The sequence below is a fragment of the Streptomyces sp. NPDC093546 genome, from assembly GCF_044765045.1.
Classification (GTDB): Bacteria; Actinomycetota; Actinomycetes; order Streptomycetales; family Streptomycetaceae; genus Streptomyces.
The window spans coordinates 1-13,656 of sequence record NZ_JBIWJG010000001.1 but is presented as its reverse complement, the minus strand read 5'-3'; the positions used below and the strand labels follow the sequence as shown (position 1 = coordinate 13,656).

The 13,656-nt window shown below is 72.9% G+C and carries 16 protein-coding genes; 7 read left to right on the top strand and 9 right to left on the bottom strand.

Features of this window, described 5'->3' with window-relative positions:
• Positions 1–97: 97 nt before the first annotated feature.
• Positions 98–937 (bottom strand): anti-sigma factor family protein, encoded by an 840-nt coding sequence (locus ACIRNI_RS00080; RefSeq protein WP_403546886.1) that lies wholly within the window; start codon positions 935–937, stop codon positions 98–100.
• The gene (sigE, locus tag ACIRNI_RS00075) at positions 934–1,704 is read right to left on the bottom strand and encodes an RNA polymerase sigma factor SigE (protein WP_403546884.1); all 771 of its coding nucleotides are present in this window, start codon (positions 1,702–1,704) and stop codon (positions 934–936) included. The genes ACIRNI_RS00080 and sigE overlap by 4 nt, the downstream gene beginning before the upstream one ends.
• 136 nt (positions 1,705–1,840) lie before the next feature.
• On the opposite strand from sigE, the gene ACIRNI_RS00070 reads away from it, so the two are divergent.
• Entirely contained in the window at positions 1,841–2,506 is a 666-nt protein-coding gene (locus tag ACIRNI_RS00070; RefSeq protein ID WP_355364133.1) for an O-methyltransferase, read from the top strand.
• A gap of 270 nt (positions 2,507–2,776) precedes the next feature.
• Here the strand turns inward: ACIRNI_RS00070 and ACIRNI_RS00065 are convergent, their stop codons facing one another.
• Positions 2,777–2,944: a DUF3117 domain-containing protein gene (locus ACIRNI_RS00065; protein ID WP_003985072.1), complete on the bottom strand. Its 168-nt coding sequence runs from the start codon at positions 2,942–2,944 to the stop codon at positions 2,777–2,779.
• A gap of 308 nt (positions 2,945–3,252) precedes the next feature.
• On the opposite strand from ACIRNI_RS00065, the gene ACIRNI_RS00060 reads away from it, so the two are divergent.
• On the top strand, positions 3,253–4,041 hold the full coding sequence (locus ACIRNI_RS00060; RefSeq protein ID WP_355364129.1) for an enoyl-CoA hydratase-related protein: 789 nt from the start codon (positions 3,253–3,255) through the stop codon (positions 4,039–4,041).
• On the opposite strand, the gene ACIRNI_RS00055 is transcribed toward ACIRNI_RS00060, so the two are convergent.
• The gene (locus ACIRNI_RS00055) at positions 4,038–4,634 is read right to left on the bottom strand and encodes a DNA-3-methyladenine glycosylase I (protein ID WP_403546881.1); all 597 of its coding nucleotides are present in this window, start codon (positions 4,632–4,634) and stop codon (positions 4,038–4,040) included. The genes ACIRNI_RS00060 and ACIRNI_RS00055 overlap by 4 nt on opposite strands.
• Entirely contained in the window at positions 4,631–5,002 is a 372-nt protein-coding gene (locus ACIRNI_RS00050; RefSeq protein WP_403546880.1) for a hypothetical protein, read from the bottom strand. The genes ACIRNI_RS00055 and ACIRNI_RS00050 overlap by 4 nt, the downstream gene beginning before the upstream one ends.
• 104 nt (positions 5,003–5,106) lie before the next feature.
• Between ACIRNI_RS00050 and folP the strand changes: the two genes are divergently transcribed.
• Entirely contained in the window at positions 5,107–5,967 is an 861-nt protein-coding gene (folP, locus tag ACIRNI_RS00045; RefSeq protein WP_403546878.1) for a dihydropteroate synthase, read from the top strand.
• A gap of 68 nt (positions 5,968–6,035) precedes the next feature.
• On the opposite strand, the gene ACIRNI_RS00040 is transcribed toward folP, so the two are convergent.
• Positions 6,036–6,806, bottom strand: a complete 771-nt coding sequence (locus ACIRNI_RS00040) for a TIGR00730 family Rossman fold protein (RefSeq protein ID WP_403546876.1) — start codon at positions 6,804–6,806, stop codon at positions 6,036–6,038.
• A gap of 77 nt (positions 6,807–6,883) precedes the next feature.
• Entirely contained in the window at positions 6,884–7,987 is a 1,104-nt protein-coding gene (gene dapE / locus ACIRNI_RS00035) for a succinyl-diaminopimelate desuccinylase (protein ID WP_403546874.1), read from the bottom strand.
• Between the two features lie 39 nt (positions 7,988–8,026).
• On the opposite strand from dapE, the gene ACIRNI_RS00030 reads away from it, so the two are divergent.
• Together ACIRNI_RS00030 and ACIRNI_RS00025 are read left to right on the top strand one after the other, a co-directional pair.
• Entirely contained in the window at positions 8,027–8,968 is a 942-nt protein-coding gene (locus ACIRNI_RS00030) for a hypothetical protein (protein WP_403546872.1), read from the top strand.
• A 301-nt stretch (positions 8,969–9,269) separates the two neighbouring features.
• Positions 9,270–9,701, top strand: a complete 432-nt coding sequence (locus ACIRNI_RS00025; protein WP_403546871.1) for an ATP-binding protein — start codon at positions 9,270–9,272, stop codon at positions 9,699–9,701.
• A 114-nt stretch (positions 9,702–9,815) separates the two neighbouring features.
• On the opposite strand, the gene dapC is transcribed toward ACIRNI_RS00025, so the two are convergent.
• Positions 9,816–10,928 carry a succinyldiaminopimelate transaminase gene (dapC, locus tag ACIRNI_RS00020; RefSeq protein WP_403546869.1) on the bottom strand — a complete coding sequence of 371 codons (1,113 nt, stop codon included), beginning with the start codon at positions 10,926–10,928 and terminating at the stop codon, positions 9,816–9,818.
• Between the two features lie 122 nt (positions 10,929–11,050).
• Positions 11,051–11,374 (bottom strand): ferredoxin, encoded by a 324-nt coding sequence (gene fdxA, locus ACIRNI_RS00015; protein WP_355364105.1) that lies wholly within the window; start codon positions 11,372–11,374, stop codon positions 11,051–11,053.
• A gap of 115 nt (positions 11,375–11,489) precedes the next feature.
• Between fdxA and ACIRNI_RS00010 the strand changes: the two genes are divergently transcribed.
• Positions 11,490–12,509, top strand: a complete 1,020-nt coding sequence (locus tag ACIRNI_RS00010) for a GNAT family N-acetyltransferase (protein ID WP_403546868.1) — start codon at positions 11,490–11,492, stop codon at positions 12,507–12,509.
• A gap of 5 nt (positions 12,510–12,514) precedes the next feature.
• Positions 12,515–13,342, top strand: a complete 828-nt coding sequence (locus ACIRNI_RS00005) for a tetratricopeptide repeat protein (protein ID WP_403546866.1) — start codon at positions 12,515–12,517, stop codon at positions 13,340–13,342.
• The last annotated feature ends 314 nt before the right edge of the window (positions 13,343–13,656 follow it).

Here is a 13,656-nt window from a genome sequence, read left to right as displayed (position 1 = left end):
GCTGCCGTGCTGCTGTCCCGTCCCGCGCCTTGACGAGCTCGAGGCGCCCTGCGGCATGATTCAACCAGGTCCGGTGGCCCTCGCGCAGGGCTCCCGGTCAGCGTCGGACGATCAGTGGCACGACGCCCTGCGACGGCGCCGTCGTGGCGACCGTGCCCAGGCCCGGCGCCGTGGCGAGGTGCAGCAGCGGGGCCAGCGGCGCCGGTGGCACCGCGCCCGTCAGCGAGGTCGCGGGGAGCGTCGCCGGGAGGAAGGGCGGGGCGCCCGTCTGCCGCGCCTGCGTCCGCACGAACGGGGACGGGGTGGCGGTGCCGCCGCCGTTGGCGGGGAGGCCGCCGCGGCGGCGGTCGCTCGCGGCGTTGGTGGTGGCGTTGGCCGTCTGGCCGGGTGTGCGCAGCGGGGTGACGTTGTTGCCGCCCTCGCCCCGGGTGTCGAGCGTGGCGGCCGTGGGCAGCGCGCCGCCCAGGGCGATCGCCGCGAACGACACTGCGCTCGCGGCGGCGAACGCGAACCGGCGCCCGCGCCACGGCGAGCGGTCCCCGGCCGGGCGTCCCACCTCGTGGACGGGGAAGCCGGAGCCGGGGCCGCCGGGCAGCGCGAACCCGTCGCGGGTCACCTCGAAGACTCCGTCGGCGAAGGGTCTCCGTCCGCCCGGTCCACCCCCGGAGCGTCGCTCGTCGTCGTCATCCCGCCCGACAGGACCCCCGGGCAACCCCTGGAGGCGTGCGAGCAGCCCTTCGGAGGGCGGCGGCGGGGCGGCCTGGGCGAAGACGCTCTTCACCCGGCGCTGGGCGTCGGCCTCGGCCTTGCACCGGGCGCAGGTCGCCAGGTGCGCGAGGACCCGCTCGCGGGCGTCATGGCCGAGCTCGCCGTCCACCAGCGCGGCGAGCCGGTCCCCCAGATGCTGTTCCGCGGGGGTCGGACGTGTGCCACTCACGCGGGTCCGCCCTCCCCGCCCACGGCCGCGAACGCGCGCCCCTCGGCGCGGGCCTCGGGCGACCGGTGCTTCAGGGCCTTGCGCAGGTGGGAGCGGCCGCGGTGGATACGGCTGCGGACGGTGCCGAGCTTCACCCCGAGGGTCGCGGCGATCTCCTCGTACGACAGCCCCTCGATGTCGCAGAGCACGACCGCGGCGCGGAACTCCGGCGCGAGGGTGTCGAGCGCCTGCTGCACGTCGGCGTCGAAGTGGGTGTCGTGGAAGACCTGCTGCGGGGACGGCTCGCGGCTGGGCAGCCGCTCCGCCGCGTCGTCGCCGAGCGCGTCGAACCGGATGCGCTGCTTACGGCGGACCATGTCCAGGAAGAGGTTGGTGGTGATGCGGTGCAGCCAGCCCTCGAACGTGCCCGGCGTGTACGTCGACAGGGAGCGGAAGACGCGGACGAAGACCTCCTGGGTGAGGTCCTCGGCGTCGTGCTGATTGCCGGTCAGGCGGTACGCGAGGCGGTAGACGCGGGCGCTGTGGGTGCTGACGATCTCCTCCCACGAGGGCGGAGCCCACGCCTGCGATTCCGCATCCGAGGCGAAGGTCGCGGTGGTGGGTGCGGAGTCGTCGACGGCGTGAGAACGGTCAGCGGTGTAGGTCACGGATTTCGGCTCACCCGCCGACCTGAGAAAGCGCCGCAGCAGCGGCACTCCTCCCCGATCCACAGGCGCAGCCGCACCTCCCCTGTCGGCTCTGGTGGTGTCCAGTGGAGCCCCTACCATAGCCACCTCGCCCGTTAGCTCCGGATAAGAATCTTTACGTGAATTTGGGACCGTCTCCCGTGTCTTGATCCCTCTGCCCCTCCTTAACGCCCGGTCCCATCTGCGGGTTCCCGGCCCCGAGCGGATACAGTCACCGTTGCGCCAACTACGGGGACAGGAGAGGGTCATTACCGCCAACCGGCAGACGAGCTGGGCGTTCGCCGACGCCTTTGTCGCCGAGGACGAAGCACTGCGCTGGGCCCGTGACCGGGCCCGGGAGGCAGGGCTGCCCTCGGTGTCGCCAGGCACCGGCGCCGCGCTGCGTCTGCTGGCGGCCACGGCGGACGCCAAGGCCGTGGCCGAGATCGGGACCGGCACCGGGGTGTCGGGGATCTACCTGCTGCACGGCATGCGCCCGGACGGCGTCCTGACCACGGTGGACCCGGAGCCGGAGCGGCAGCAGTTCGCCAAGCAGGCCTTCCGGGCGGCGGGCTTCGCCGGCAACCGGGCCCGCTTCATCCCCGGCCGCGCCCTGGACGTCCTGCCCCGGCTCGCCGACGGCGGCTATGACCTGGTCTTCTGCGACGGCGACCGCACGGAGTGCCTCGACTACCTCGCTGAATCGTTGCGCCTTCTGCGGCCCGGCGGGCTCGTCTGCTTCGAGGGCGTCTTCGCGGACGGCCGCACGGTCGACTCGGCGGCCCAGCCGGCCGAGGTGCAGCGCCTGCGGGAGCTGCTGCGCACGGTACGCGAGAGCCAGGAGCTCCTGCCGTCGCTGCTCCCGGTGGGCGACGGCCTGCTCTGCGCGGTACGGCGCGGCTAGGGGGTGTCTTGTCGATCAGGCCGGATCAGCGAGCGGCGTCTGGTGCGTGTGATCGCAAGGCGGAGGAGGGAGCCACTGCGGAGCATTGGCGACCGACGACAACGCGGCTGGGGGCACCCCCAGGCGAAGCTCTGGGGGAGCGCGTGCCAGGCGACGCGAGCCCGGCAAGATCGGCAAGACACCCCCTAGGTTCCGTCCCTCCGCCGCGGGAACGCGACAGCCCCGGCGCGTACCCTCACGCCGGGGCTGTCGGAAAAACCGTGGGCAGTGTCAGACCGTGACCTTCTCCAGCGCCTCGCCGAGTGCCTTCGCCTCGTCCGGAGTCAGCTCGACGACAAGCCGACCGCCGCCTTCGAGCGGAACGCGCATGACGATGCCCCGCCCCTCCTTGGTCACCTCGAGCGGGCCGTCACCCGTTCGCGGCTTCATGGCCGCCATGCTCGTTCCCCTTCCTGAAACCAGCTCATCGTCGCCGACGGCCCTCTGGCATGGGCACGCATCACCGGCATCGAACACATTGCTTCCAGGTCATTATCCCGCATGGCGGGACCCGATGACCAACATCGGACCGCATCGCTTCCGCAACGCGCTCTCGCAAAACCGCATAATTCGGCGATCCGCCTGCGATACTTCGCCGCCGCGTACGGCGGCGTCACCGGCATTTCTTTGACGCAGGTCACATGGAGGGGGGCGAAGATCTCCGCCATGCTGAGCGGACACCGTCGTCACGACTGAGGGGATCCGCCATGGCCGACACCGTGCTGTACGAGGTGAGCGAGGGGCTCGCGACGATCACGCTCAACCGGCCGGACGCCATGAACGCGCTGAACATCGACGCCAAGGTGGCCCTCCGGGACGCCCTGCACGCCGCCGGCGACGACCCGGCCGTACGGGCGGTGCTGCTGACCGCGACGGGCCGCGCCTTCTGCGTCGGCCAGGACCTCAAGGAGCACATCTCCCTCCTGGGCGACGGCTCCGGCCGGACCATGAGCACGGTGCGCGAGCACTACAACCCGATCGTCCGGGCCATCGCCGGCATGCAGAAGCCCGTGGTGGCGGGGGTGAACGGGGTCGCCGCCGGGGCCGGCTTCGGCTTCGCGCTCGCCGCCGACTACCGCGTCGTGGCCGACACCGCCTCCTTCAACACCTCCTTCGCCGGCGTGGCGCTGACCGCCGACTCGGGAGTCTCCTGGACGCTGCCCCGCGTGGTGGGCCCCGGCCGCGCCGCCGACCTGCTGCTCTTCCCGCGCTCGATCAAGGCGCAGGAGGCGTACGAGCTGGGCATCGCGAACCGGCTGGTCCCCGCCGCGGACCTGCCCGCCGAGGCCGCCTCGGTCGCCCGCACCCTCGCCAAGGGCCCGACGCTCGCGTACGCGGCGCTGAAGGAGTCCCTGGCGTACGGCGCGTCCCGCACGCTGGAGGAGGCCCTGGAGAAGGAGGACGAACTCCAGACGAAGGCGGGCGCGTCGGAGGACCACACCATCGCGGTCCAGGCCTTCCTGGCCAAGGAGCAGCCGAAGTACCTCGGCCGCTAGCCGCGCCCCTGCTCCGCGCGCCGGGCCACGCAGTCCGCCAGGTGGTCGTCGACCAGTCCGCACGCCTGCATCAGGGCGTACGCCGTCGTGGGGCCGATGAAGCGCAGCCCGCGCTTCTTCAGGTCCTTCGACAGCGCGGTCGACTCCTCCGTCACCGCCGGCACCTCCGCGAGCGTGCGGGGTGCCGGCCGCCCGGTGCGGTCCGGGGCGTGGCTCCAGACGAGGGTGTCGAGCTCGCCCGGTGACCAGCCCGCGAGCACGCGCGCGTTGGCGAGGCAGGCGTCGATCTTGGCGCGGTTGCGGACGATGCCCTCGTCGCCGAGGAGCCGCTCCCGGTCGATGTCGGTGAACTCGGCCACCGCCGCGATCTTGAAGTCGGCGAAGGCGCGGCGGAAGCCCTCGCGGCGGCGCAGGATCGTGATCCAGGACAGGCCCGACTGGAAGGCCTCCAGGCAGAGCCGCTCGAAGAGGGCGTCGTCGCCGTGGACCGGCCGCCCCCACTCCTCGTCGTGGTACGGCACGTACTCGGGCGCGGAGACGCCCCAGGGGCAGCGCGGCTTCCCGTCCGGGCCGGGTACGACTCCGCCGGTCACCGGCCCGGCTCCTCGTCGTGCTCCGGGCGGGCCGGCTTCTTGTCGAAGAGGTCCGCCCCGCCGACCGCGGTGGCCTGCGCCCCGGCCAGCGCCGCCTCCAGCTCGGCGATCCGCGCGTCGCGCTCGGCGAGCTCCGCGCCGAGCCGGCTCAGCACGTCGTCGACGTCCGCCATGCGGTACCCGCGCGGCGCGACGGGCAGGCGCAGCGCGTCGACGTCGGCGCGGCCCACGGGCCGGGTCAGCGGCAGCGGGTCCACCAGCTGCTCGGGCGCCGCCTCGGGAAGGACCTCGCTCTCACCGCCGCCGACCACCGCGAGGGTGACCGCGGCGATCACCACGACCATCGCGATCATCAAGAACCAGAACACAGGCGTGCCCCTCCCGGTAAGTGCCGAACCGTCTGCTCCCGATCGTGCCATGTGCCACTGACAGCTAAGGTCGCAGACGACGTAACGCGAGGAGGACGAACGGGATGCTGCGCTTGGGACGGCGTGAATTCGGGGCGCACGAGCCGGTGATCATGGCGATCGTGAACCGGACGCCGGATTCGTTCTACGACCAGGGCGCCACGTTCCACGACGAGCCCGCGCTCGCCCGCGTCGAGCAGGCAGTGGCGGAGGGCGCCGCCATCATCGACATCGGCGGGGTGAAGGCCGGCCCCGGCGAGGAGGTCTCCGCCGCGGAGGAGGCGCGCCGCACGGTCGGCTTCGTCGCCGAGGTGCGGCGCCGCCACCCGGACGTCGTGATCAGCGTCGACACCTGGCGGCACGAGGTCGGCGAGGCGGTCTGCGAGGCGGGGGCGGACCTGCTGAACGACGCGTGGGGCGGTGTGGACCCGAAGCTCGCGGAGGTCGCCGCGCGGTACGGCGCGGGCCTGGTGTGCACGCACGCGGGCGGCGCGGAGCCGCGCACGCGGCCGCACCGCACCACGTACGACGACGTGATGGCGGACATCCTGCGCGTCACCGTGGGCCTCGCGGAGCGGGCGGCCGCGCTCGGTGTGCGGCGCGACGGGATCCTCATCGACCCGGGTCACGACTTCGGCAAGAACACCCGGCACAGCCTGGAGGCGACGCGCCGCCTGCCGGAGATGGTGGAGACGGGCTGGCCGGTGCTGGTCTCCCTCTCCAACAAGGACTTCGTCGGCGAGACGCTCGACCGGCCGGTCAAGGAGCGCGTCCTCGGCACGCTGGCCACGACGGCGGTCTCTGCGTGGCTGGGCGCGCAGGTCTACCGCGTCCACGAGGTCGCCGAGACCCGGCAGGTGCTGGACATGGTGGCCTCCATCGCGGGCCACCGCCCGCCGGCCGTCGCCCGCCGGGGCCTGGCGTAGACACCGGTGCGGGACCGGGGGCCGAGCCCCCGGCCCCGGCCCCGGTCCCGGCCCCGGTCCCGGTCCCGTCAGCGCGGAGACGTCCCCGTCTCCTTCGTCACCAGCGCCACCGCCTCGTCCACGTCGTCCGTCACGTGGAAGAGCATCAGGTCCCGCTCCGACGCCTTGCCCTGCGCGATGACCGTGTTCCGCAGCCAGTCGACCAGGCCCGACCAGTACTCCGTACCGAAGAGCACGATCGGGAAGCGGGTCACCTTTCTGGTCTGCACCAGGGTCAGGGCCTCGAAGAGCTCGTCCAGCGTTCCCAGACCGCCCGGCAGGACGACGAAGCCCTGTGCGTACTTCACGAACATCGTCTTCCGCACGAAGAAGTAGCGGAAGTTGACGCCGATGTCGACGTGCGGGTTCAGCCCCTGCTCGAAGGGCAGCTCGATGCCGAGCCCGACGGAGATGCCCTTCGCCTCGCGCGCGCCCTTGTTCGCGGCCTCCATGGCGCCCGGACCGCCGCCCGTGATCACCGCGAAGCCGGCCTCCACCAGCGCCTTGCCGATGCGGACGCCCGCCTCGTACTCCGGCGAGTCCACCGGGGTGCGGGCGGAGCCGAAGACGCTGATCGCGCCGGGGAGTTCGGCGAGGGCGCCGAAGCCCTCCACGAACTCGGACTGGATGCGCATGACCCGCCAGGGGTCGGTGTGCACCCACTCGGAGTCGCCCGCGGTGTCCAGCAGCCGCTGATCGGTCGTACCGGGCTGCACCTGCTCACGGCGGCGCAGCACCGGCCCCAGTCGCTGTTCCGCGAGCGCTCGCAGTCCTTCGGCCTCGGCCTCGGGGTTGCCCATGACCTGCTCCCTCCGCTGAACATCGTTTCCCGCTCAGGGTAGGGCGACGCACATGACGAATGGCGAAATTACGGTGGTCAGGCAGTGAGCCAGTCGTACAGGCGCCGCTCGCAGTGGGTGATCTTGTCGACGGCCACGTGCTCGTCCCGCTTGTGCGCGAAGAGCGGGTTGCCGGGGCCGTAGTTGACCGCGGGCACGCCCAGAGCGCTGAAACGGGCCACGTCCGTCCAGCCGAACTTGGGCTGCGCCGTGCCGCCCACCGCCTCCATGAACGCCGCAGCGGCGGGGTGCGACAGGCCGGGCAGCGCGCCGCCGGTGTGGTCGTCGACCACGAACTCGTCGACGCCGCAGTCCGCGAAGACCTCGCGCACGTGCGCCTCGGCCTCCTCCATGGACCGGTCGGGCGCGTAGCGGAAGTTGACGACGACGGTGCACGCGTCGGGGATCACGTTCGTCGCGACGCCGCCCTCGATGCCGACGGCGTTGAGCCCCTCCCGGTACTCCAGCCCGTCGATCACCGGGCGCCTCGGCTCGTACGCGGCCAGCCGGGCCAGCACGGGCGCGGCGGCGTGGATGGCGTTGGAGCCCATCCAGCTGCGCGCGGAGTGGGCCCGTTCGCCCTTCATCCGCAGGTGGACCCGCAGGGTGCCCTGGCAGCCGCCCTCGACCTCGCCGTGGGAGGGCTCCAGCAGGATCGCGAAGTCGCCTTCCAGCCAGTCGGGGTGGGCGGCGGCCACATGCCCGAGGCCGTTCAGGTGGGCGGCGACCTCTTCGTTGTCGTAGAAGACGAACGTCAGGTCGCGGTTGGGCTCCGGCACGGTCGCGGCGATGCGCAGCTGGACGGCGACGCCCGACTTCATGTCCGAGGTGCCGCAGCCCCACAGGATGCCGTTCTCGTCCAGGCGCGAGGGGACGTTGTCGGCGATCGGCACGGTGTCGATGTGCCCGGCCAGGACGACGCGCTCGGCGCGGCCCAGGCGGGTGCGGGCGACGACGTTGTTGCCGTACCGGTCGACCGTGAGGTGCGGAAGGGTCCGCAGCGCCTGCTCGATCGCGTCGGCGAGGGGCTTCTCGGTGCCGCTGACGGAGGGGAAGTCGACCAGCGCGGCGGTCAGCGCCGGACCGTCCAGGTTCAGGTCCAGCGTGGCTGCGGGGGCGGTCGCGGGCATGGTTTCGGACATGGTGACGAGCCTATCCCGGCCTCCAGTACGGTGGGCTGCGTGTCCGAGTCCACCCGCCCCCGCAACCCCAGGTTCGTCGCCGCGTTCGCCGTACTGCTGGCAGTCGTCGGGTACGTGGTCGTGCAGTACATGACGACCGGCAAGGGCGGTCCGCACTGCAGGGTGGGCACCGGCACGCACACGTACCGGCTCACCCCCGAGCAGGCGTCGAACGCCGCGACGATCTCCGCCGTCGGCACCACGCGCGGGATGCCGGAGCGCGCGGTCACCATCGCGCTGGCGACCGCCCTGCAGGAGTCGGCCCTGCGCAACATCCGGCACGGCGACCGGGACTCGATCGGCCTGTTCCAGCAGCGGCCCTCGCAGGGCTGGGGCACCCAGGAGCAGATCATGGACCCGGTGTTCTCGGCGAGCCGGTTCTACGAGCGCCTCGCCGAGGTCCCGGGGTACTCGCGCCTGCCGCTGACGGTCGCCGCGCAGCGCGTGCAGCGCAGCGGCTTCCCGCAGGCGTACGCGAAGCACGAGCCGAACGCCGCGCTGCTGGCCGCGGCGCTGACCGGGCGCTCGGCGGCCTCGCTGACCTGCACGCCGGGCAGCGGCGTACCGGAGGCGGGCGACCCGGCGAAGGTGCGCGCGGAGCTGGTGCGGTCGTTCGGCGCGGAGGTGCTGCCGAAGGCCGGGGGCGCGGCCTCCGCGGAGATCGCCCTGCCGGTGGCGGGGTCGCTGGAGTCCGCCGGGCCGGAGGGCGCGCCCGCGGGCGAGGGCGAGGGCGGGGACGACGGCACCGGCGGCTCGCGGCGCGGCTGGGAGCTGGCGCAGTGGGCCGTGGCCCAGGCGGACGCGCTGGGGATCGCGGAGGTGTCGTACGCGGGCCGCGTCTGGAGCGTGGAGCGGTCGGCCGAGGGGTGGCGGGCGGCGGACGATTCCCGCGAAACGGGCCCTGCACACACCGGCGACGTCCGTATTCGGGTCGCACAGTAGCGCTGGAATTCACTCTCCCGAATTACCCGGCGGCTCGCCGTCACCTCTTTTTCCACCCACCCTGCGCCGCGCGACATCGATCCCCGCCTTTTCCCTTGCCGCGCCTGGGAAGTGACGGTTCTTCACACGGCGACGCCTCCTCGCCCCTACACCTCACTTTGCCCGTTTTTGCGGGAAGCAGATAATGCGATGCATTACCAACTCTTTACCTTGGCGCACCGCAACCTCCCCCGCCCTCCGACCGGTTGTCACAGCGTCCGATCGTCGGACAGACAACGTCCTCTCCCGTCGAAGGAGCATCATGTCCCTCCCCCTGACCCGTCGGATCGCCCGTGCCGCGCTGCTGATCGCAGCGGGCGCAGCTCCCGTGGTCGGTGCGGCCGGCTCCGCAAACGCCGTGGATCTGCCCCAGGCCACCGACCTCGGCGGCGTCTCCAGCCTGGACACCGCGTCGGCCGCCGACACCGTGGGCGGCGCCTCCCGGGCCGCCACCGACCTGGCCGGCGAGGCCGGCAGCTCGACGGTGAAGAAGTCCGTGCCGGCCGTGGGCGACACCGTCGCCAAGACGGGCGAGTCCACCACCCCCGCCGCCCAGCAGACCGTCGGCGACGCGGCGGGCAACGCCGGTGACCTCGTCGGCGGCGCCGCCTCCGCCGCGCCCACCGACGCGCTCGGCGGCGGCCTGCCGGCGGCCGGCCAGCTCCCGACCGGCGGGCTCCCGGCGCTCGGCTGACCCGGCCGCCTACCGCCCCAGGCACAGGCACAGGCACGGTACAGACACGGCGAAAGGGCCCGAGGAGCGGCGCATCCGCTCCTCGGGCCCTTCGGCATGTCACGCGGCAGGCCGCTAGCCCAGCCGCTTCACCGCGGCCTCGATCCGCTCGTCCGTGGCCGTGAACGCCACCCGCACGAACCGCTCCCCGGCCTCGCCGTAGAAGTCGCCGGGCGCCACCAGGATCCCCGACTCCGCCAGGTACGCCACGGTCTCCCAGCACGGCTCGTCGCGCGTCGCCCACAGGTACAGGCTCGCCTCGCTGTGCTCGATGCGGAAGCCGTGCGACTCCAGGGCCCCGCGCAGCGCCGCGCGCCGCGCCGCGTACCGGGCCCGCTGCTCCGCCACGTGGGCGTCGTCGCCGAGCGCCACGACCGTCGCCGCCTGCACCGGCGCGGGCGTGATCATGCCGCCGTGCTTGCGGATCTGGAGCAGCTCGCCGAGCACGGCCTCGTCACCCGCGAGGAACGCGGCGCGGTAGCCGGCCAGGTTGGAGCGCTTGGAGAGGGAGTGGACGGCGACGATGCCCTCGTACGAACCGCCGCAGACGTCCGGGTGCAGGACGGAGACCGGGTCGGCCTCCCAGCCGAGCTCCAGGTAGCACTCGTCGCTGAAGAGCAGCACGCCGTGCTCGCGCGCCCAGGCGACGATCCGGATCAGCTCGTCCTTGGCGAGCACCCGGCCCGTCGGGTTGGACGGCGAGTTCAGCCAGAGCAGCTTCAGGTTGAGCGCGGCCGGGTCGAGCTCCGTCGGGTCGTCGTACACGACCGGGGTCGCGCCGCACAGCCGCGCGCCGACCTCGTACGTCGGGTACGCGAGCCGCGGGTAGGCGACCGCGTCGCCCGCGCCCAGCCCGAGCTGCGTGGGCAGCCAGGCCACCAGCTCCTTGGAGCCGACCACGGGCAGCACGTTCGTGTGCCCGAGGCCGCGCCCGCCCAGGCGCCGCTCGCACCAGCCGGTGATCGCGTCGCGCAGCTCGGGCGTCCCCCACACCATCGGATAGCCCGGCGAGTCGGCGGCGCCGGCCAGGGCACGCCGGATCAGCTCGGGGACGGGGTCGACCGGCGTGCCGACGGACAGGTCCACGATGCCGTCCGGGTGGGCGGCGGCCGTCTTCTTGTACGGCTCGAGCTTGTCCCACGGGAAAACGGGCAGGCGCGAAGAGACACGCGAGGAAGCGGGGGACACGGTGCGGGCTCTCTTTCTCTCCGTACGCCTTCGATGCGTACGACTGCTCTTGGCGTACGACTACGGGCAAACACGTCGGTCCCGTACAGCGGACGAAGCCGTACGGGACCGAGGGCGCGCTGTCAGCCGTTCGGGTTCGGCGGAAGCGCGGCGATGAAGGGGTGGTCGCGCTCGATCAGGCCGAGCTTGGAGGCACCACCCGGCGAGCCCAGGTCGTCGAAGAACTCGACGTTCGCCTTGTAGTAGTCCTTCCACTCCTCCGGAGTGTCGTCCTCGTAGAAGATCGCCTCGACCGGGCAGACCGGCTCACAAGCACCACAGTCGACGCATTCGTCCGGGTGGATGTACAAGGACCGCTGGCCCTCGTAGATGCAGTCGACGGGGCACTCCTCGATGCACGCCTTGTCCTTCACGTCGACACAAGGCTGTGCGATGACGTAAGTCACGCTGTCGTTCCTCCTTGGTAGGGCTCTGGCTTGCGCGGGAGCGCGGCGTCGTCGATGCCCGCACCTAGTATCTCCGTTCTTGGTAACGATCCGAACATGAGGGGCGCGCGGAGCTGTGGAATTCACTGCTGGCGGACGGCTGGAGGTCCGCATCACCCCGGCTGACGTGGGGAAACGCGTCTCCGTGCGCCGGTTGGGCGACCCCGGCTCGGGCCGGGAGACGTTCACCGACACGGTCGGCGTTCTCACATCATGGGACAAGGGTGTGCTGCTGATCACACGCCGGACCGGTGAGACTGTCCGAATTGCGGAATCCTCACTGGTCGCGGCCAAGGTGGTACCGGCCGCGCCGGCCCGCCGGCGGGGCCCCGCGGCCGACTTCGCGGAGCTGGCGCCGGTGCTGGCGCGCGCCTGGCCGCCGGTGGAGAGCGAGCCCCTCGGCGAGTGGATGCTCAGGGCCTCCGGGGGATTCACGCGGCGGGCCAACTCGGCGCTGCCGCTCGGGGATCCCGGCATACCCCTGGGCGAGGCGCTCGTGCGGGTGCGCTCCTGGTACGAGGAGCGGGGCCTGCCCCCGTACGTCCAGGCGGCGACCGGGGCCGAGGGCACCCAGGAGCGGCTGTGCGCGGCGCTGGAGGAGCGGGGCTGGCGGCGCGAGGTGACGGCGGAGGTGCGGATCGGGGGGCTCGCGCCGGTCGCGGACGCGGTCGAGGCGGAGAGTGCGGGGGGCATCGTCCTGTCCCGGTCGCTCGACGAGGCGTGGCTGCGGCGGTACAACCGCTCCGGGCTGCCCGGGCCCCACGTCCTGAAGGTGCTGGCCGGCGGGCCGTCGGTGTGGTTCGCCTCCGTACCGGACCCGGAGGGCGGCGAGGTGCCGGCCGCGATCGGGCGGTGCGTCGTCGACGGGCGGTGGGCCGGCTTCGCGGCGGTCGAGGTGGACCCCGCGTACCGGCGCCGGGGGCTGGCCACGGCGGTCATGGCGGCGCTGGCGCGGCGCGCGCTGGAGGAGGGCGCGTCGGCGGCCTGGCTCCAGGTGGAGGAGGACAACGGCGGTGCCCGCACGCTCTACGACGGGATGGGCTTCGCCCTCCACCACCGCTATCACCACTTCCGGTCCCCCGAATCGGGTACGTGACCCGTATGCAGCACACGAGCGAGTGGCGGCGCCGGTTCGCCGAGGAGGCCCGCGAGGAACGGCCGGACCTCGCGACGCTGTGCCTGCTGGTGGGCGCGGAGGCCGACCCGGAGCTGGGTGAGGCCGGGATCGACGCCGCCGAGATCGAACTGGACCGGCTGGCCGGGCTGGTGCCGTACGGCCTGCGCGAGCCGCGCGCCTGGGCCGCCGCGCTCGCCGAGCTGCTCGGCGAGCGGTGCGGCTTCCACGGCACGCCCGGCGACTACGAGCGCCTGGAGTCGTCGCTGCTGCCCGAGGTGCTGCGGCGGCGCCGGGGCCTGCCGATCCTGCTGTCCGTCGTCTGGATCGAGGTGGCGCGGCGGGCGGGCGCGCCGGTGCACGGCGTCGCGCTGCCGGGCCACTTCGTCGTGGGCTTCGGCGGGCCGGACGAGCAGGTCCTGGTGGACCCGTTCGACCGGGGCCGGCTGCTGACCGGTACGGACGTGGAGATGCTGGTGGCGGGGGCGACCGGCGAGTCCCTGCGCCCGTCGATGCTGCGCCCCGCCGACCCGCTGGACGTCGTGCTGCGGATCCTCAACAACATCCGCGCCTGGGCCGCGGCCCGGCCCGAGTGCTCGCACGTGGCGCTGTGGGCGGTCGAGCTGTCGCTGCTGCTGCCCGCCCATCCGGCGCGGCTGCGGTACGAGCGCGCCCAGCTGCTCATCCAGCGGGGCGACTTCGTCGCGGGGGCGGCGGAGATGGACGCGTACGCGGAGGTGGTGGCGGGGGTCGAGCCGGTCGCGGCGGGGAAGATCCGGGACCTGGCGCGGGCGGCGCGGGCGATGCTGAACTAGGGGGTGTCTTGTCGATCAGGCCGGATCAGCGAGCGGCGTCTGGTGCGTGCGATCGCAAGGCGGAGGAGGGAGTCCATGCGGTGGGGGCACCTCCCGTGCCCGAAGGGCTACGGGGGCCATCGGCGACCGACGACAACGCGGCTGGGGGCACCCCCAGGCGAAGCTCTGGGGGAGCGCGTGCCAGGTGACGCGAGCCCGGCAAGATCGGCAAGACGCCCCCTAGTAGTGCTTTGTTAGGTGGTGTCGTAGGTCTGCCAGGGGATGTCCTGCCGGCAGGTGGGGCAGGTGCCGGTCCAGGTGGCCAGGAGGTGTTG